Genomic DNA, 17,977 nt, shown 5'->3' on the forward strand with positions numbered 1-17,977 from the left:
ATTGTACTACTTCGTAGGCCGGGTAAGGCGTTCACGCCGTCATCCGGCTTTTTTAATGGGTGGCGCATAATGAATACTCTTCCTGAACAACACGCAAATACTGCCCTCCCCACCCTGCCAGGCCAACCGCAGAACCCCGGAACCTGGCCGCAGCACGATCTCAATTGCCCCGGCATTAAAGCGCATATCGACACTTTCCAGCACTGGTTAGGTGACGCGTTTGACAGCGGGATTTCCGCAGAACAGCTGATTGAGGCCCGCACCGAGTTTATTGACCAGTTACTGCAACGTCTGTGGATTGAAGCCGGTTTCGGTCAAATTGCCGACCTGGCGCTGGTTGCCGTTGGCGGTTACGGGCGCGGCGAACTGCATCCGCTTTCCGATATTGACCTGCTGATCCTGAGTCGTAAAAAGCTACCAGACGCGCAGGCCGAAAAAGTTGGCGAACTGTTAACGCTGCTATGGGACGTGAGGCTCGAGGTTGGGCACAGCGTGCGCACGCTGGAAGAGTGTCTGCTGGAAGGATTGTCAGATTTAACCGTCGCCACCAACCTGATTGAAACACGCCTGCTGATTGGTGATGTGGCGCTGTTTCTTGAGCTACAAAAGCATATTTTTAGCGAAGGTTTCTGGCCGTCCGATAAGTTTTACGCAGCCAAAGTTGAAGAGCAGAATCAGCGCCACCAGCGCTATCACGGCACCAGCTACAACCTGGAGCCGGATATCAAAAGTAGTCCCGGCGGCCTGCGCGATATTCATACCCTGCAATGGGTGGCCCGCCGCCATTTTGGCGCCACCTCACTGGATGAAATGGTCGGTTTCGGCTTTTTGACGCAGGCAGAACGTGCCGAGCTGAATGAATGTTTGCATATCCTGTGGCGCATTCGCTTTGCCCTGCATCTGGTCGTTAGTCGTTACGACAACCGTCTGCTGTTTGATCGTCAGCTCAGCGTGGCGCAACGCCTGAACTACGGCGGTGAAGGCAACGAGCCTATCGAGCGGATGATGAAAGACTATTTCCGCGTCACACGACGGGTCAGCGAACTGAACCACATGCTGTTGCAACTGTTCGACGAGGCGATCCTCGCCCTGCCCGCCGATGAAAAACCACGTCCGATTGATGACGACTTTCAACTGCGCGGCACATTGATTGATCTGCGCGACGACGACCTGTTTATTCGCAAACCCGAAGCGATATTGCGGATGTTTTACATCATGGTGCGTAATAGCGCGATCAGCGGAATTTACTCCACTACGCTGCGCCATTTACGTCATGCCCGCCGTCATTTAACGCAGCCGCTGTGCTACATCCCGGAGGCGCGTTCGCTGTTTCTCAGTATGTTGCGCCATCCGGGCGCGGTAAGTCGCGGCCTGCTGCCTATGCATCGCCACAGCGTGTTGTGGGCCTATATGCCGCAATGGTCGCATATTGTCGGCCAAATGCAGTTTGACCTGTTTCATGCCTATACGGTGGATGAACACACTATTCGCGTAATGCTCAAGCTGGAAAGTTTTGCTAACGAAGAGACCCGTCAGCGCCATCCGCTGTGCGTGGATCTGTGGCCGCGTCTGCGACAGCCGGAGCTGATTCTGATTGCCGCGCTGTTCCACGATATCGCCAAAGGTCGCGGCGGCGATCACTCGGTTCTCGGCGCCCAGGATGTGCTCAAATTCGCCGAACTGCACGGTCTGAACTCCCGCGAAACGCAACTGATCGTGTGGCTGGTGCGCCAGCATTTGCTGATGTCGGTTACCGCTCAACGCCGCGATATTCAGGATCCCGAAGTCATTAAGCAATTCGCCGAAGAGGTGCAAACGGAACATCGTCTGCGCTTTTTGGTGTGCCTGACCGTCGCAGATATTTGCGCCACCAACGAAACGCTGTGGAATAGCTGGAAGCAAAGCTTGCTGCGCGAGCTGTACTTCGCGACGGAGAAACAGTTACGGCGCGGGATGCAAAACACGCCGGATATGCGTGAGCGCGTACGCCATCATCAGCTTCAGGCGCTGGCGCTACTGCGCATGGACAACATTGATGAAGAAGCGCTACACCATATCTGGTCGCGCTGTCGCGCCAACTATTTTGTACGTCACAGCCCAAATCAGTTGGCCTGGCATGCGCGTCATCTGCTGCAACACGATCTCAGCAAGCCGCTGATCCTGCTCAGCCCGCAGGCTACGCGAGGCGGGACGGAAATTTTCATCTGGAGCCCTGACCGCCCTTACCTGTTTGCTGCCGTCTGCGCCGAACTGGACAGGCGCAACCTTAGCGTCCACGATGCGCAGATTTTCACCACCCGCGATGGGATGGCGATGGATACGTTCATTGTGCTGGAACCAGACGGTAGCCCGCTGTCGTCAGACCGACACGAAGCGATCCGTTTTGGGCTGGAACAGGCGATCACCCAGCGTAGCTGGCAGCCGCCGCAACCGCGTCGCCAGCCGGCAAAATTACGTCACTTTACCGTCGATACCGAGGTCACTTTTCTGCCGACCCATACCGATCGAAAATCATTTCTTGAGCTTATCGCTCTCGACCAGCCAGGACTGCTGGCGCGGGTCGGGCAGATTTTTGCCGATCTGGGAATTTCGCTGCATGGCGCCCGAATTACAACTATTGGCGAGCGAGTAGAAGATTTATTCATAATCGCCACCGCCGACCGGCGCGCCCTTAATAATGAGCTGCAGCAGGAAGTGCATCAACGGTTGACAGAGGCCCTCAATCCAAACGATAAAGGGTAATGTTTTTATTTATTATGGAAAGAGTTTAACAATGCAGCAGTTACAGAACGTTATTGAGTCCGCTTTCGAGCGCCGTGCCGACATTACTCCGGCAAATGTAGATACCGTAACCCGCGAAGCGGTGAATCAGGTTATTTCTTTACTGGATTCCGGTGCACTGCGCGTCGCAGAAAAGATTGAGGGTCAGTGGGTCACGCATCAGTGGCTGAAAAAGGCGGTCCTGCTCTCTTTCCGTATTAACGATAATCAGGTTATCGAGGGTGCGGAAAGCCGTTACTTCGATAAAGTGCCGATGAAATTCGCCAACTACGACGAAGCGCGCTTCCAGAAAGAAGGTTTCCGCGTGGTTCCGCCTGCGGCAGTGCGTCAGGGCGCGTTTATCGCCCGTAACACCGTGCTGATGCCGTCTTACGTGAACATCGGCGCTTATGTTGATGAAGGTACGATGGTTGATACCTGGGCGACCGTGGGTTCCTGTGCGCAAATCGGTAAGAACGTACACCTGTCCGGTGGCGTTGGTATCGGCGGCGTACTGGAACCGTTGCAGGCTAACCCGACCATCATCGAAGACAACTGCTTCATCGGCGCGCGCTCTGAAGTGGTTGAAGGCGTGATCGTCGAAGAAGGCTCCGTCATCTCTATGGGTGTGTATATCGGCCAGAGCACCCGTATTTACGATCGCGAAACCGGCGAAGTGCATTACGGCCGCGTTCCGGCGGGCTCCGTGGTCGTCTCCGGCAACCTGCCGTCGAAAGATGGCAAATACAGCCTGTACTGCGCGGTGATTGTGAAGAAAGTCGATGCCAAAACACGTGGCAAAGTGGGAATCAACGAACTGTTACGCACCATCGACTAACAGCGATTTGAAAAAGCGGGCTTAGCCCGCTTTTTTTACATCTGCGAGTGGCATAAACAAGGCTTTTCGTTAATTATTCAATGGTTATAGTGAGCTTAAGGGTACCGCTATGTATGACAATCTGAAAAGTCTGGGCATTACTAATCCTGAAGAGATCGATCGTTACAGCCTGCGGCAAGAAGCCAACAACGATATCCTGAAAATCTATTTCCAGAAGGATAAAGGCGAGTTTTTTGCCAAGAGCGTGAAGTTCAAATATCCCCGTCAGCGTAAAACGGTTGTCGCCGATGGCGTCGGCCAGGGTTACAAAGAAGTGCAGGAGATCAGTCCCAACCTGCGCTACGTGATCGACGAACTGGATCAGATCTGCCAGCGAGATCGCAGCGAAGTCGATCTTAAACGCAAGATCCTCGATGATTTACGTCACCTGGAAAGCGTCGTGACCAACAAGATCAGCGAGATTGAAGCCGATCTGGAAAAACTGACGCGCAAATAAGTCGATTGTTGCCTGATAGCGCTACGCTTATCAGGCAATTAATCAATGCTGCTCATCCAGCTGCAACGCCACATACAGCAGCAGTCGATCGTCAAAATTTCCCAGATCCAGCCCGGTCAGCTCTGAAATACGGTTCAGGCGATACTCCAGCGTATTGCGGTGAATAAACAATGCTTTTGAGGTCGCCAGCGGCTGAACGTTATGTCGAAACCATGCCGATAATGTTCGACGCAGCAAACCGTTGTTATCCATCGCTTTCAGCCTTACCAGCGGGCGCGCCAGCTCATTGGCCTGCCAGCCGCCGCGCAGGCTGTCCAGCAGCACCGGCAGCATCAAGTCCTGATAGAAATAGCTCCGGCTTTCCGGCATCCGCTGCTTGCCGACCATCATGGTGGTGCGCGCCGTACGATACGAACGGGCAATGCTGCCGGGCCCGGTAAAATAGTTGCCCAGCGACACGCGAAAACGCAGTTGTCCATTCTCTTTCATGCGGGCAATCAGTTGCTCAACGCGCTTGCGATGATCTTCAGCGTCCCAGCGGCCAAACTGATTGAGGGCTGGTTTCAGCACCACCATCTCGGTCAGAGAAACAATCGCAATCAGATTATTACGTTCGGGCGTAGTCAACGCGTTCTGCAATTGCTGTAGCTCCGCCATCGCACTATCAACGCCAAGCTGACCGCTGTCGACCTCCACTACCGCCACCACGCGCGGCTGGTTCAAATCAATGCCCAATCGCTGTGCCCATTCCATCAGCGCCGGGGTATTCTCTTCAGCCTGAATCAGGTTCATCACCAGCTCTTCACGCAGACGGCTATCCTGCGCTAACAGATGCATCAGACGCGACTGTTCCAGCATCATTTCGGCGGTCATGCACACCAGTTCGCCATACTTGCGCAGATGTTCCGGCTCGCCGGTAAGACCGATAACGCCAACGATTTCGCCTTCCAGACGCAGCGGCAGGTTTATCCCCTGACGCACTCCATGTAAATGCCGGGCTACCGCATCGTCAATATCGACCACCCGACCTTGCGAAAGCACCAGCAGCGCGCCTTCGTGCAATTCACCAATTCGTTCGCGATCGCCGCTGCCAATGATCCGCCCGCGGGCATCCATTACGTTGATATTGGTATCAATGATGCGCATGGTTCGCGCTACGATATCCTGCGCCATTTTGGTATCAAGATGCCAGCCAGCCATAAACCCCTCCTGTGAGCAGAGCTCAAGCATAGGGAAGATAATAAGCGGCGGCATTGTGCAACTGCACAAAGCGAGAGGGAGAAGTATGGAGTTGTGGGAAGTATCACAAAAAGAAACCCCTTCCTGTGCAGGAAGGGGTTTAGGGAGATTACTGCATCAACAGATAGATGGAGCTGTCACCACGCTGAATGTTCAGCGCCAGTACAGCCGGTTTGCTGTCGAGGATTTTGCGCAGTTCGGCGATATTTTTCACCGGCTGCTGGTTCGCGCCGATAATCACATCCCCTTTCTTCAGGCCAATCCGTGCAGCCGGAGAATTCGCTTTCACCTCGCTGACCACGACCCCTTTGTCCTGGCCTTTGTTGCTCATATCAGCCCCTTCAATGCCTTTGAAGATAGAGCTGGAATCAACCTGAGTCTGGCTGCTCTGCTGCAGTTCCAGATTCACAGTGACCGGCTTACCGTCACGCAACAGGCCAAGGTTAATTTTGCTGCCTACCGGCATCGTACCCACCTGCGCACGCAGGGCGGCGAAGCTGCTGATCGGTTTACCGTTCAGGGAGGTAATCACATCCCCGGCTTTAATACCTGCTTTCGCTGCGGAAGAGTTCGGCATCACCTGGCTGACAAATGCGCCACGCTGAGCATCAACTTTCATCGCTTTCGCCAGCTCAGAGCTCAGCTCGGTACCCATAATACCCAGCTCACCGCGTTTAACCTGACCAAACTCAACCATCTGCGACGTCAGGTTTTTCACCATGTTGCTCGGGATTGCAAAGCCGATACCGATGTTGCCGCCGTCCGGCGCAAGGATCGCGGTGTTAATACCGATCAGCTCACCGTTCAGGTTGACCAGTGCGCCACCGGAGTTACCCCGGTTGATCGCGGCATCCGTCTGAATAAAGTTTTCGTAGTTTTCCGCGTTCAGGCCGCTACGGCCCAGCGCAGAAACAATACCGGAGGTCACGGTCTCACCGAGGCCAAACGGGTTACCAATTGCTACGGTGTAATCACCCACACGCAGCGCGTCGGAATCTGCCAGCTTAATCGCCGTCAGGTTTTTCGGATCCTGAATTTGGATCAGCGCGATATCGGAGCGCGGATCTTTACCCACGATCTTCGCATCAAATTTACGGCCATCGCTCAACTGAACCTTAATCACCGTGGCGTTATCCACCACGTGGTTGTTGGTCACGACATACCCTTTCGCGGCATCAATAATTACGCCGGAACCCAGCGCCATAAATTTCTGCTGCTGGCCGCCGCCGTTGTCAGCGCCCGGCGCGCCGCCCTGGCAGAACGGTGAACTCTGGAACGGTGAACCGTCCTGGCAGAATGGTGAATTATCACCGAAGAACTGCTGGAAATTACGCGGCATACGCGGCGTATTTACCGTCGTGCTCCCCTCGACGTTAATGCTTACCACCGATGGCATCACTTTTTCGAGCATCGGGGCCAGGCTTGGCATCTGTTGGGCGGTCATTGCTGAAGACGACGTCTCAGCCGCTGTGGCAGACAGGGGGGACAACGCCAAACCTAAACTCAGAGCCAGTGCACTCATTGCTAATGTGGTTTTTTTCATGTGTTTCGTTCTCGATTAACAGGTAACGCAAAATTGCTGTATACGTCAGAGTCGTTTTATAGCGCTAAGTTCCAGAATTGAGTTTAAGGAAAAAGTAAAATTTTATTGGCCGTCTTTACAAATGAGTATTTATTGTTCTACGGCCATCAAGCGACGATATTCATCCCAGGCATACAGATCGGTCATCCCGCTGATATAATCCTGAATCAGCCGGCAGCGATAATAATATTCCATTACCGAAAACTCAGCGCAACCCGTTGATATTTTACTAACCGCCTCGACATAAGCAAGACGATGGCGAGTAGACAACTTCTGAAATAATCGTGATTCGATAGGAAAACGTTTAACTCTTTCATTGTCGACCAGCTCAGTAAAATCTGACTGGGACATTTTTAATAAAGGCTGATAGATCTCCAGCAACCCGCTGATCACCCGATACCCCTGCAATTCCAACTGCTCAACGTCCGGATGACTAAATACGTGTTTTACCGCCACATTTTTATAGACCCCCAGCAACTGACTAAAGCTACTGGCATCTTCTAACAGCGCGTGATTAAAGCTGCCGTCAAAAACCTGCGGTAAATTATCAATAAACCGCTGGGCTGCATACGGCACCAGTTTATTCAGCGTATTGACGCGTAAATACATAAAGAACTGATCTTCCGTGCTCCGGCTTAATGTATTTGAACGTGATTTCTCCCAGGCATTCTCAACAACCTGGCTAAACAGGGAACCTTTTTCGTGATGCCCCCACGCCTCATGCAGATGGTGATAAAGTTGTTCGACGCTAAAGATTCTTTTCTCAACGGCATCTTCCAGGTCGGCCACGCAATAAGAGATATCATCGGCAGCTTCCATTATCCAGGTTAACGGAAAGCGACTGTAGGGCGCTAATGATAATTCTTTACGTAACCGTTCAATATACGGTTCTTCAGAAAGGTAATAGCCCGGTTTCTTCATTAAATAGTCATGCGTCGTAGGCGTACTTCCGCGCCACCACGCCGGACGGGTATATTTTAAAATACCACCAACCTGAGCCCAGGTAAGATTCATACGCATCAAAGTATGCACCAGACGAATCCCTTGGGCATTACCTTCAAAATGGCACAGGTCCTGGCGCACCTTACGGCGAATATCATTCAGCGACTCTTCGCCTTCGCGCAAACGTAACGCCGCCACCAGGCAGCGGTCATCGCTGAGGGGCTGACTTTCCGCGTCGGCGGGATACAGCCGCTGGCGGAACCAGTCATTAATCGCCGCTTCACCAAAATGACCAAACGGCGGATTGCCGATGTCATGCATCAGGCACGACATTTCGACAATACTCTCAAACGGTCCCGTCAGTTCATCCAGACCATACTGCTCCAGCAGTTTTAGTTCTTTCAGTCGGCTGAGGATCTCTTTAGCGATATAGCGCCCAACTTGCTGAACTTCCATCGAGTGCGTCAGGCGCGTGCGCACCGCCGCGTTACGCTCCAGCGGAAAAACCTGGGTTTTTTGTTGCAGTCGGCGAATAGCCGGAGAATTGATAATACGTCCACGATCGCTTTCGAAAATACGTAGGATCTCATGCTCCGTCTTCACGCCCTGCGGCGAACGGTAACGACGATGCCAGTTTATTTTTTTTCGGAAATCGATCTGTACCATATCCTCTCCCGCCTGAGAAATGCGCTACCCCTTAAGCGCATGATAGACTATGCCCTCAAATCTGGCTTATCGCGAGTAAATCTATGAAAATCGGCATCATTGGTGCAATGGAAGAAGAAGTTACGCTGCTGCGTGACAAAATCGAAAACCGTCAGACCCTCTCTCTCGGCGGTTGTGAAATTTACACCGGCCAACTGAACGGTACAGAGGTTGCGCTACTGAAATCAGGTATCGGTAAAGTGGCGGCGGCGCTGGGCGCTACGCTGCTGCTTGAACGCTGCAAGCCGGATGCCATCATTAACACTGGTTCCGCGGGCGGCCTGGCCTCTACGCTGAAAGTCGGCGATATTGTGGTTTCTGACGAAGCGCGCTATCACGATGCCGACGTTACCGCCTTTGGCTATGAATTTGGTCAGTTACCGGGCTGCCCGGCTGGTTTTAAAGCCGATCCTGCGCTGATTGCTGCAGCAGAATCCTGCATTGCGCAACTCAATCTGAACGCCGTTCGCGGACTTATCGTCAGCGGCGATGCCTTCATTAATGGCTCCGTGGGTCTGGCTAAAATTAAGCATAACTTCCCGCAGGCCATTGCAGTTGAGATGGAAGCGACCGCGATTGCGCACGTTTGCCATAACTTCAATGTGCCGTTTGTCGTGGTTCGCGCCATCTCTGACGTCGCCGATCAGCAGTCCCATCTCAGCTTTGACGAGTTCCTGGTTGTTGCCGCGAAACAGTCAAGCCTGATGGTTGAAACGCTGGTACAGAAACTGGCGCATGGCTAAATTACTCTCCAGGGCGCTGGTCGCCCTGCTATTCACTCTTCCGGCGTTCCTGTACGCCGCACCGCGTGTTGTGACGCTTTCTCCTGCCAATACCGAACTCGCCTTTGCCGCCGGCATTACACCCGTAGGCGTCAGTAGCTACTCAAACTACCCGCCAGCGGCCAAAAATATCGAGGAGGTTTCCACCTGGCAAGGTATGAACCTTGAACGCATTGTGGCGCTTAAACCGGATTTAGTCGTCGCCTGGCGCGGGGGAAATGCTGAGCGGCAGGTGAATCAACTGACCGCCCTGGGAATTAAGGTCATCTGGGTGGACGCCGTTACCATCGAGCAGGTCGCCGATGCGCTCCGCCAGCTGGCAGCGTGGAGCCCAAAGCCTGAGCAGGCTAAACAGGCGGCGCAAACCATGCTTGATGACTATGCTTTACTAAAATCTCGGTATGCCAACAAACCGAAAAAACGCGTGTTTCTCCAGTTTGGCGCAAATCCTCTGTTTACCAGTGGAAAAGGCTCCATTCAGCACGAAGTTCTTGAGGTATGCGGTGGAGAAAACATCTTTGCCGGCAGTCGGGTCCCCTGGCCGCAGGTTAGCCGTGAGCAGGTCCTGGCACGAGCGCCCCAGGCTATTGTTGCAACCGGAGGGCCAGGCGAAACTCTGAAAATTGAACAATACTGGGGAAACCAGCTAAAAATACCCATTATTACACTTAATAGTGACTGGTTCGAACGCGCGAGCCCGCGTATTATCCTCGCCGCAAAACAACTCTGTAATGCGCTTTCACAGATAAATTAGCGCCTGCCCCCACCAGGTCTGTTGTGAGGATTTAAAAATGCTCGTCTATTGGCTGGATATTGTCGGTACCGCGGTATTTGCTATCTCTGGCGTCTTACTGGCCGGGAAATTGCGAATGGACCCGTTTGGCGTCCTGGTACTCGGGGTGGTTACCGCCGTTGGCGGCGGTACGATCCGCGATATGGCGCTGGATCATGGGCCGGTATTTTGGGTTAAGGATCCCACCGATCTGGTGGTGGCAATGATCACCAGCATGCTGACAATCCTGCTGGTACGTCAGCCACGACGTTTACCGAAGTGGATCCTTCCGGTGCTGGATGCCGTTGGCCTGGCTGTGTTCGTGGGGATTGGCGTCAATAAAGCATTTCTCGCAGGGACGGGCCCCCTGGTGGCGATCTGTATGGGGGTGATTACCGGCGTCGGCGGCGGGATCATTCGCGACGTGTTAGCTCGTGAAGTCCCGATGATTCTGCGCACCGAAATCTACGCCACGGCATGTATTATCGGCGGGATCGTGCATGCGACAGCGTTTTATACCTTTAATGTATCGCTGGAAAACGCCAGTATGATGGGGATGATCGTCACCCTGCTGATTAGGCTTGCCGCCATTCGCTGGCATTTGAAATTGCCGACGTTTGCACTGGATGATAACGGGCGTTGATGTGATGATGCAGAACATGTAGGCCGGATAAGGCGTTTACGCCGCCAACCGGCACATTGCCCGGTGGCGCTACGCTTACCGGGCCTACACCATCAGACCATCGGTATTACAGGCAGCAATCAGATGCTGAAAGAAGAACCACACCCGCAGGTGCTTTTCGCATTGGGGTTAGTCACAACGAAGCGGGAACCTTCCAGACCTTCGGTATAGTCAACCGCGCCGCCCACCAGATATTGCAGGCTCATCGGATCAACCACCAGACCCACACCTTGTTTCTCAATGGTCATATCACCATCGTTCACCTGATCATCAAAGGTGAAACCGTACTGGAAACCGCTGCAACCACCGCCGGTGATATACACGCGTAATTTCAGATTCGGGTTATCTTCGTCAGCGATCAGGCTTTTTACTTTATTGGCTGCTGCTTCAGTAAATTGCAGTGGCAGCGCTACGTCATCACTCATATTTTGCTCCAAACGACATTGGCAATTGGGCAAATTATAACCCAATGGTTAAGGCCATTATCTAATACCCTGGTATTTCGTTCAAGTATTCTCGCCAGCGGCGGTACTCTGGCTTTTTGCCGCTTGCTCCGCTTCCTGTTTTGCCAGCGTACGGGCAAGGATAGTCGAGTATAGCGGCTTTCCACCCATAAATTGGGCTAATAGTGTTGCGCCAAGACAGGTAATAATCATTGGCAAAATGAGCTGATAGTTATCGGTCATCTCCAGCACCAGTACAATACCGGTTAGCGGTGCACGTACCGAAGCCGCCAGCAAAGCTCCCATTCCGGCAATGGCAAAGGTTCCGGCCTCCAGATGATACTGTGGAAAAGAGGCCGCCGCGGCCATACCGAACGCAGTGCCAAGTAATGTGCCCAACGCCAGCATCGGGGCAAAAATCCCACCGGGCGCGCCGGACGAGAAGCACAACAGCGTGGTGATCACCCGGGTAATAAATATAAACAGCAGTAAACCGACGCTAAAATTACCCGCCGCGGCGATAGGAATCAGGTTAAACCCGCCGCCTGCCGCTTCCGGTTTAATTAATCCCAGGATCCCGCACAGGCCACCAATCGCGCCACCCATCAGCACCCATTTTTTAATTTCACCGCCGTGGAAGCGCTGGAACATATCCTGGGTACGCAACACCATCGTGTTGAACAACGGCCCGACACAGCCAAAAATAAGCCCGAGTACAAGATACAGCCACAGCGTATTTACCGGTGCATTAGACAGCTTCCCGACTTCAATAATCGGTGCTTCACCGTTGAACACACGAAACACGATGCTCGACATAATAACGCCGGTAAACACGGCTTTGATCGAGACGAGGTTATAGCGAAACTGCGGGCGCATCTCTTCAATAATGAACAGGATCCCCGCCAGAGGCGCATTAAACGCCGCCGACAAACCCGCAGCCGCACCGGTGGCCAGCAGGGTATGTCGCGCTTCGGCGCTGCGCATGCGGAAAATATCCAGCACCATACGCCCAATGTTCCCGCCTATCTGTACGGTCGGCCCTTCTCGCCCGAGCACCATACCGGCTCCCAGCGTGCCCATGCCGCCAATAAATTTCACCGGCAGAACGCGCCACCAGCGCACAGGTCGTAGCTCTTCCAGCGCGCCTTCAATCTCAGGGATCCCCGAGCCTCCCGCTTCCGGCGCAAATTTACGAACCAGAAAATAGCCGACCATCGCCAGCAATGCAGAGAGAATAAACGCCAGCGGCCACAGCAGAATGGCATGGTCCGCAACCTGGGCCAGGGCGCCAATGCGCTGATTTTGTACCCAGGTCACCGCTTTCTCAAATGCCACGCCAACAAGCCCCGTCACGGTACCGACAACGGCGGCCATCAACAGGATCGCCAGCGGCGTTTTATCGCGTTCCAGGAGTCGACGGATTTGATCCCTGCGGCGTAAACGCACAATTTGTTGTGCTTCAAAAGAGGGAGAGTCAGTCTTCATCAGATGATCATTAATTGGTAATACAAATACGGAATTGGCATTCTACTCGCACATTTCACGAAAATCCCCTGCAAATCGCATTGTTTCAAATGCGTAAAACTTTCATAACCTTCTCTGAATAACTAGAATAGCGGGCATTTACTTTTTCTACGAACCAGGACCCCATCCATGAGTAAGTCTGAAAATCTCTACAGCGCAGCACGCGAACTTATCCCTGGCGGCGTTAACTCCCCCGTTCGCGCCTTTACTGGCGTGGGTGGTACTCCGCTGTTTATCGAAAAAGCGGACGGCGCGTATCTGTACGATGTCGATGGTAAAGCCTATGTCGATTACGTCGGTTCCTGGGGACCGATGGTACTGGGCCATAACCACCCGGCAATTCGCAATGCGGTGATTGAAGCCGCAGAACGCGGTTTAAGCTTCGGCGCGCCGACCGAGATGGAAGTGAAAATGGCGGAGCTGGTCACTGAACTTGTGCCGACCATGGATATGGTGCGTATGGTGAACTCCGGTACGGAAGCGACGATGAGCGCAATCCGTCTGGCGCGCGGTTTCACCGGTCGCGATAAGATCATCAAATTTGAAGGTTGCTATCACGGTCATGCCGACTGCCTGCTGGTTAAAGCTGGTTCCGGCGCGTTAACGCTGGGTCAGCCAAACTCTCCGGGCGTTCCAGCCGATTTCGCGAAACACACCCTGACCTGCACCTACAACGATCTCTCTTCCGTTCGCGCGGCATTCGAACAGTATCCGCAGGAGATCGCCTGCATTATCGTTGAGCCGGTCGCAGGCAACATGAACTGCATCCCGCCGCTGCCAGAATTCCTGCCGGGCCTGCGTGCCCTGTGTGATGAGTTTGGCGCGCTGTTGATCATCGATGAAGTCATGACCGGTTTCCGCGTGGCGCTGGCCGGTGCGCAGGATTATTACGGCGTCGTTCCGGATCTGACCTGCCTTGGCAAAATCATCGGTGGCGGGATGCCCGTTGGCGCATTCGGCGGTCGCCGTGATGTGATGGACGCGCTGGCGCCGACCGGTCCGGTTTATCAGGCGGGTACGCTTTCAGGTAACCCGATTGCGATGGCAGCAGGTTTTGCTTGTCTGAACGAAGTGGCCCAGCCAGGTATTCATGAAACGCTGAACGAACTGACGACGCGTCTGGCGGAAGGTCTGCTGGAAGCCGCCGAAGAGACGAATATTCCGCTGGTGGTTAACCATGTGGGCGGGATGTTCGGGATTTTCTTCACCGATGCAGAAACCGTGACCTGCTATCAGGATGTGATGGCATGCGACGTTGAACGCTTCAAGCGTTTCTTCCACATGATGCTGGATGAAGGGATTTACCTGGCGCCGTCCGCCTTCGAAGCGGGCTTTATGTCCGTCGCGCACAGTGAAGACGATATCAATAACACCATCGACGCCGCGCGCCGGGTGTTTGCGAAATTGTAAAAGAGAACGTCCAGAAATAACGTAGGCCGGGTAAGGCGAAGCCGCCACCCGGCTTTTTTATTGCCGAATGGCGACGCAACCTAGATAGAAGGGATAAACCTCAGCGACTCTGCTTACGTAGCAGATAGATAAAGTACGGCGCGCCAATAAACGTCGACAGTAATCCTGCCGGGATCTGATACGGAAACAGCACCATCCTGCCGCACCAGTCAGCAAAGACCAGCAGCACACCTCCCGCCAGCGCTGAAATCAGCATATGCGGCATCGCCCGACGAAAACCCATCATTCGGGCAATATGCGGAGCCATCAGCCCGACAAAACTCAACGGTCCAATGGTCATGGTTGCTGTCGCCGTTAGTCCCGCAGCCAACAGCAGTAACCCCACGCGTGACGGCGTGATCGCCATACCCACCGCACGCGCCGTATCGCCGCCGAGCGGTAAAATCGTCAGCCAACGACGACACAGCGGTGTCAGTGCCAGCAGGATAACCATCACAATCCCGGTGCGCAGTACCTGTTCGCCCGTCGCGTTATAGGTTGAGCCGGAGATCCAGGTCAGCACGCCCGCCATACGCGGATCGCCGCTGGCCTGCAGCATCATCAACAACATAGTAAACGCCGTACTGAGCGCCATCCCTGCCAGCAGCATACGGTGCGGCGAAAAACCACCGCGCCCGGCGGCAATCATAATGATAAGCAAGGTGACCGCAGCCCCGAGGCTCCCTGCGGGCAGCAGCCAGCCAAAGGCATTTCCGGGGACCAGAAACAGCATTAACACCACGCCAAATGCCGCGCCGGAGCTAATGCCCAGAACTTCCGGGCTAGCCATTGGGTTTCCGGTCAGACGCTGAATAATACAGCCCGCTACCGCCAGCATAACCCCGGCAATCAACGCCGCCAGAATACGTGGCCAGCGCCAGGGCATCAGTTCATCCAGCATCGCGCCGCTGGCCCATGTCCAGCCGTGCGCATCGCGGCCAAACGACAGCGCCACCACCAGAGTCAGCAGCAAAACCACCCCGCCCGCCAGCGCAAACATCAGTACATTCTGACGCTCCGCGGCGATACGGTTGCTGGCATTCATATCCGGTGCGCTCATACTTCTAAGGCGCGGCAACAACCACAGCAGCAATGGCGCGCCAATCAGCGCCGTCACCGAACCGGTGGAGACCTCCATCCATACGCGGGTCAGCCACAGAATGATTTGGTCAGAGAGCCAGAGGATCAACGCACCAATCAGCGGGGCCAGCATCAGACGCGCCAACAGACGCCGCGCGCCGAGCATTTTCGCCAGCAGCGGTGCAAAGAGGCCAATAAAGCCGATAATCCCAACCGCGTTAACCAGCAAGGCGCTGATGACAATCGCCAGCGATAAGGCCGCCAGGCGCGCCAGCGACAACGCCAGACCGAGGTTACGCGCCACGCCGTCATCCAGTCCCATCAGCGTCATTGGACGCAACAGCAGCAGAGTCAGCATCACGCCGCCCAGCAGCTGTGGCCACAGTCGCTGTACGCCGCTCCAGTCGGTTTGGGTTAGCGTGCCGCTGCTCCATAAAAACATGCTTTGCAGTTGATCGTGATGGAAGATAACCATCAACTGGTTAATCGCCCCGCAGTACAGGCTGACCACCAGTCCGGCGAGGATTAACGTCACCGGAGAAAGACGTTTGCCCCAGGCGACGCCAAACACCAGCGCCCCAACGACACAAGCACCTGCCAACGCAGCAAATTGCGTGGTGAGCGCACCGGGAATAGCCCACAGCGTCGTGACGGTAATGCCCAACTGCGCACCGGTCGCAACACCTAGCGTGGTTGGCTCCGCCAGTGGGTTACGCAGCACCTGCTGAAACAATACGCCGACCAGTCCCAGCCCGGCACCGACCAACAGCGAAATCGCCAGCCTCGGCAGCAGGCTGTAGTGGAAAACCATCTGTTTAATGGCATCGATATCCGGTGACCAGATAGCCTGTTGCCACTGGTTGCGCGGTAGCGCAACGGAGAAGTTAACCCATGTGAGCCAACAGGCGGCAACAAACAGAACCGTCAGCAGGAGAATGGGGAACAGCGCGATACGTTTACTCACGCTTTGCCTCCCAGCGCATTATCCAGAATGCGGGCAAAATGCATGGCTGATAGCGTTGCGCCATAGAACCAGACGGCCGGCACGCGCTGAAAACGTCCGCTGCGAACAAAGGGCATCGCCTGCCACAACGGCGTAGACATCAGTGCAGCCATCTCTTTATCGTTGCCGTGCTCAAAGCACAATACATCGACATCCTGAAAAGCAGCCAGACGGTCAATACTCACGGCAGTGCTGCCCCAAAAGTTTGTCTCTCCCTGCCAGGCGTTGGGGATCCCATATTCGTCCAGCACGTCCTGAAACAGGCTGTTTGGGCCAAACACCAGCATATGCCGCGAATCAAGCAGAGAGGTGAGAAGCACAGGGCGCGCGCCGCGTTGAATGAAGCGCGGCTTCAGGCTGGCAATAAAACGATCATACTCAGTCAGATGGCGTTCAGCAGAGGCCTGCAGATTGAACAATTGCGCCATTTCCTGCAGCGATTGTCGCGCAACGATCAGCGGTTTTTTACCGTCGCTGAAGTTAAATCCCCGACCAGGTGCAATACGCGCCAGCTTTTCCGGGGAAGGACCATAGCCTGCCGACCAGAGCAGAAACGAGGGTTTCATTTCGGTCAGCAGTTCAAGATTGGGTTCCGTGCGTAGCCCGACATCAATCACCGAGTCCGGTAGAGGTGGCTCACTGACCCACAGCTTGTAGTTAGGGATATCCGCAATGCCATACGGCGTAATACCCAGCGCCAGCAACAGCTCTACCGGCAGCCATTCCAGCGCCACAATACGCTGCGGATCAATCGCTGCGGCGGACGCCGTATTCATCCGCCACAGCAGCGGCGAGAGCGCCATCGCCGTAAGCAGACGCCGACGGGTAATATGATGTAATTCAATCATTAATAGACAAAACTCACGGGTGCGGCACCGGCCGGATGCGGCAAAATGCCCATCGGGATACCGTAAATCTGTTCCAGAGTTTCACTGCGCATCAGTTCAGCAGGCGTTCCTTGCGCAATCATTTCACCACCGCGCAGCGCAACTAAGTAATCGCAGTAGCGGGCCGCCATGTTGATATCATGCAGCACCGCAATCACCGTTAGCCCACGCTGCTGGCTTAAGCGATGCACCAGCGCCAGCACGTCAACCTGATGAGCGATATCCAGCGCGGAAGTCGGCTCATCAAGCAGCAGACAGCGGCTGTCCTGCGCCACCAGCATGGCAATCCACGCACGTTGGCGTTCTCCGCCGGACAGGCTATCCACCAGGCGGTGCGCCAGCGGTTTTAAGCCGACCAACGAAATAGCTTCTTCTACTTTCTCTCTGTCGGCAACGCCAAAACGTCCCAGCGCCCCGTGCCACGGATAGCGGCCAATCGCCACCAGTTCACGCACCGTCATCCCTTCGGCCTGCGGCAACTGCTGCGGCAGATAGGCGACCTTGCGGGCAAACGCTTTACTGCTCCAGTTCTCCAGCGGCTGTTCGTCGAGCAGGATTTCACCTTCCGACGGCGACTGATGACGTCCCAGCATTTTCAATAACGTCGATTTTCCGGACCCGTTGTGTCCGATAAGGCCGGTCACTTTCCCCACCGGAAAAGTTAATGAGAGAGGATGCAAAAGCGTGCGGCCAGGCACACGAAAGGAGACATTACGCAACGCAAAAGTGGTGTCGGGATGGGATCTGTTTTCCTGCATAGCAGCCAACTTGTAAAACGGGCACGCAAAGCGTG

General features: G+C 54.6%; 15 protein-coding genes and 1 pseudogene. 7 read left to right on the forward strand and 9 right to left on the reverse strand.

Features of this window, described 5'->3' with window-relative positions; all coding sequences use genetic code 11:
* Positions 1-69 precede the first annotated feature (69 nt).
* From glnD to HV311_RS20620, 3 genes are all read left to right on the forward strand, one after another.
* Positions 70-2,742 (forward strand): bifunctional uridylyltransferase/uridylyl-removing protein GlnD, encoded by a 2,673-nt coding sequence (gene glnD / locus HV311_RS20610; protein ID WP_016151756.1) that lies wholly within the window; start codon positions 70-72, stop codon positions 2,740-2,742.
* Between the two features lie 31 nt (positions 2,743-2,773).
* Positions 2,774-3,598 (forward strand): 2,3,4,5-tetrahydropyridine-2,6-dicarboxylate N-succinyltransferase, encoded by an 825-nt coding sequence (gene dapD / locus HV311_RS20615; RefSeq protein WP_003829186.1) that lies wholly within the window; start codon positions 2,774-2,776, stop codon positions 3,596-3,598.
* Positions 3,599-3,707: 109 nt separating this feature from the next.
* The gene (locus HV311_RS20620) at positions 3,708-4,094 is read left to right on the forward strand and encodes a DUF3461 family protein (protein WP_003018562.1); all 387 of its coding nucleotides are present in this window, start codon (positions 3,708-3,710) and stop codon (positions 4,092-4,094) included.
* 42 nt (positions 4,095-4,136) lie between these two features.
* Here the strand turns inward: HV311_RS20620 and cdaR are convergent, their stop codons facing one another.
* The 3 genes from cdaR to dgt all read right to left on the reverse strand — a co-directional run bounded on the left by cdaR (position 4,137) and on the right by dgt (position 8,523).
* Positions 4,137-5,294: a DNA-binding transcriptional regulator CdaR gene (gene cdaR / locus HV311_RS20625; RefSeq protein ID WP_016151755.1), complete on the reverse strand. Its 1,158-nt coding sequence runs from the start codon at positions 5,292-5,294 to the stop codon at positions 4,137-4,139.
* Positions 5,295-5,442: 148 nt separating this feature from the next.
* Positions 5,443-6,876: a serine endoprotease DegP gene (gene degP, locus HV311_RS20630; RefSeq protein WP_016151754.1), complete on the reverse strand. Its 1,434-nt coding sequence runs from the start codon at positions 6,874-6,876 to the stop codon at positions 5,443-5,445.
* A 129-nt stretch (positions 6,877-7,005) separates the two neighbouring features.
* The gene (gene dgt / locus HV311_RS20635; RefSeq protein ID WP_016155724.1) at positions 7,006-8,523 is read right to left on the reverse strand and encodes a dGTPase; all 1,518 of its coding nucleotides are present in this window, start codon (positions 8,521-8,523) and stop codon (positions 7,006-7,008) included.
* An 83-nt stretch (positions 8,524-8,606) separates the two neighbouring features.
* On the opposite strand from dgt, the gene mtnN reads away from it, so the two are divergent.
* The 3 genes from mtnN to HV311_RS20650 are packed head-to-tail and all read left to right on the forward strand — an operon-like array spanning position 8,607 to position 10,759.
* Positions 8,607-9,305, forward strand: a complete 699-nt coding sequence (gene mtnN / locus HV311_RS20640; RefSeq protein ID WP_016151752.1) for a 5'-methylthioadenosine/S-adenosylhomocysteine nucleosidase — start codon at positions 8,607-8,609, stop codon at positions 9,303-9,305.
* Positions 9,298-10,098 carry a vitamin B12 ABC transporter substrate-binding protein BtuF gene (btuF, locus tag HV311_RS20645; RefSeq protein ID WP_016155723.1) on the forward strand — a complete coding sequence of 267 codons (801 nt, stop codon included), beginning with the start codon at positions 9,298-9,300 and terminating at the stop codon, positions 10,096-10,098. Before mtnN ends, btuF begins: the two co-directional genes overlap by 8 nt.
* 37 nt (positions 10,099-10,135) lie before the next feature.
* Positions 10,136-10,759, forward strand: coding sequence for a TRIC cation channel family protein (locus tag HV311_RS20650; RefSeq protein ID WP_006686772.1), 624 nt, complete (start codon positions 10,136-10,138; stop codon positions 10,757-10,759).
* Positions 10,760-10,878: 119 nt separating this feature from the next.
* On the opposite strand, the gene erpA is transcribed toward HV311_RS20650, so the two are convergent.
* The 3 genes and pseudogenes from erpA to clcA form a co-directional block, all read right to left on the reverse strand.
* On the reverse strand, positions 10,879-11,223 hold the full coding sequence (gene erpA, locus HV311_RS20655) for an iron-sulfur cluster insertion protein ErpA (RefSeq protein WP_003018581.1): 345 nt from the start codon (positions 11,221-11,223) through the stop codon (positions 10,879-10,881).
* Positions 11,216-11,281 (reverse strand): annotated as a pseudogene (yadW, locus tag HV311_RS27890) (small protein YadW). The gene erpA and the pseudogene yadW overlap by 8 nt, the downstream one beginning before the upstream one ends.
* Before the next feature lie 23 nt (positions 11,282-11,304).
* Positions 11,305-12,726 carry a H(+)/Cl(-) exchange transporter ClcA gene (clcA, locus tag HV311_RS20660; RefSeq protein ID WP_019078400.1) on the reverse strand — a complete coding sequence of 474 codons (1,422 nt, stop codon included), beginning with the start codon at positions 12,724-12,726 and terminating at the stop codon, positions 11,305-11,307.
* A 168-nt stretch (positions 12,727-12,894) separates the two neighbouring features.
* On the opposite strand from clcA, the gene hemL reads away from it, so the two are divergent.
* On the forward strand, positions 12,895-14,175 hold the full coding sequence (gene hemL / locus HV311_RS20665) for a glutamate-1-semialdehyde 2,1-aminomutase (protein WP_016155721.1): 1,281 nt from the start codon (positions 12,895-12,897) through the stop codon (positions 14,173-14,175).
* Positions 14,176-14,275: 100 nt separating this feature from the next.
* Here the strand turns inward: hemL and fhuB are convergent, their stop codons facing one another.
* The 3 genes from fhuB to fhuC are packed head-to-tail and all read right to left on the reverse strand — an operon-like array spanning position 14,276 to position 17,942.
* The gene (gene fhuB / locus HV311_RS20670; RefSeq protein WP_019078398.1) at positions 14,276-16,258 is read right to left on the reverse strand and encodes a Fe(3+)-hydroxamate ABC transporter permease FhuB; all 1,983 of its coding nucleotides are present in this window, start codon (positions 16,256-16,258) and stop codon (positions 14,276-14,278) included.
* Positions 16,255-17,145, reverse strand: a complete 891-nt coding sequence (gene fhuD, locus HV311_RS20675; protein WP_191220416.1) for a Fe(3+)-hydroxamate ABC transporter substrate-binding protein FhuD — start codon at positions 17,143-17,145, stop codon at positions 16,255-16,257. The genes fhuB and fhuD overlap by 4 nt, the downstream gene beginning before the upstream one ends.
* The gene (gene fhuC / locus HV311_RS20680; RefSeq protein ID WP_191220417.1) at positions 17,145-17,942 is read right to left on the reverse strand and encodes a Fe3+-hydroxamate ABC transporter ATP-binding protein FhuC; all 798 of its coding nucleotides are present in this window, start codon (positions 17,940-17,942) and stop codon (positions 17,145-17,147) included. The genes fhuD and fhuC overlap by 1 nt, the downstream gene beginning before the upstream one ends.
* Between the last annotated feature and the right edge of the window lie 35 nt (positions 17,943-17,977).

Origin of the sequence: Citrobacter sp. RHBSTW-00881 (assembly GCF_013728515.1) — a bacterium.
Taxonomy (GTDB): Bacteria; Pseudomonadota; Gammaproteobacteria; order Enterobacterales; family Enterobacteriaceae; genus Citrobacter; species Citrobacter braakii.

Excerpts from the sequence above, each read along its gene's own strand:
- glnD (WP_016151756.1), top strand. The coding sequence starts at position 70 with ATGAATACTCTTCCTGAACAACACGCAAATACTGCCCTCCCCACCCTG.
- dapD (WP_003829186.1), top strand. The coding sequence starts at position 2,774 with ATGCAGCAGTTACAGAACGTTATTGAGTCCGCTTTCGAGCGCCGTGCC.
- HV311_RS20620 (WP_003018562.1), top strand. The coding sequence starts at position 3,708 with ATGTATGACAATCTGAAAAGTCTGGGCATTACTAATCCTGAAGAGATC.
- cdaR (WP_016151755.1), bottom strand. The coding sequence starts at position 5,294 with ATGGCTGGCTGGCATCTTGATACCAAAATGGCGCAGGATATCGTAGCG.
- degP (WP_016151754.1), bottom strand. The coding sequence starts at position 6,876 with ATGAAAAAAACCACATTAGCAATGAGTGCACTGGCTCTGAGTTTAGGT.
- dgt (WP_016155724.1), bottom strand. The coding sequence starts at position 8,523 with ATGGTACAGATCGATTTCCGAAAAAAAATAAACTGGCATCGTCGTTAC.
- mtnN (WP_016151752.1), top strand. The coding sequence starts at position 8,607 with ATGAAAATCGGCATCATTGGTGCAATGGAAGAAGAAGTTACGCTGCTG.
- btuF (WP_016155723.1), top strand. The coding sequence starts at position 9,298 with ATGGCTAAATTACTCTCCAGGGCGCTGGTCGCCCTGCTATTCACTCTT.
- HV311_RS20650 (WP_006686772.1), top strand. The coding sequence starts at position 10,136 with ATGCTCGTCTATTGGCTGGATATTGTCGGTACCGCGGTATTTGCTATC.
- erpA (WP_003018581.1), bottom strand. The coding sequence starts at position 11,223 with ATGAGTGATGACGTAGCGCTGCCACTGCAATTTACTGAAGCAGCAGCC.
- clcA (WP_019078400.1), bottom strand. The coding sequence starts at position 12,726 with ATGAAGACTGACTCTCCCTCTTTTGAAGCACAACAAATTGTGCGTTTA.
- hemL (WP_016155721.1), top strand. The coding sequence starts at position 12,895 with ATGAGTAAGTCTGAAAATCTCTACAGCGCAGCACGCGAACTTATCCCT.
- fhuD (WP_191220416.1), bottom strand. The coding sequence starts at position 17,145 with ATGATTGAATTACATCATATTACCCGTCGGCGTCTGCTTACGGCGATG.
- fhuC (WP_191220417.1), bottom strand. The coding sequence starts at position 17,942 with ATGCAGGAAAACAGATCCCATCCCGACACCACTTTTGCGTTGCGTAAT.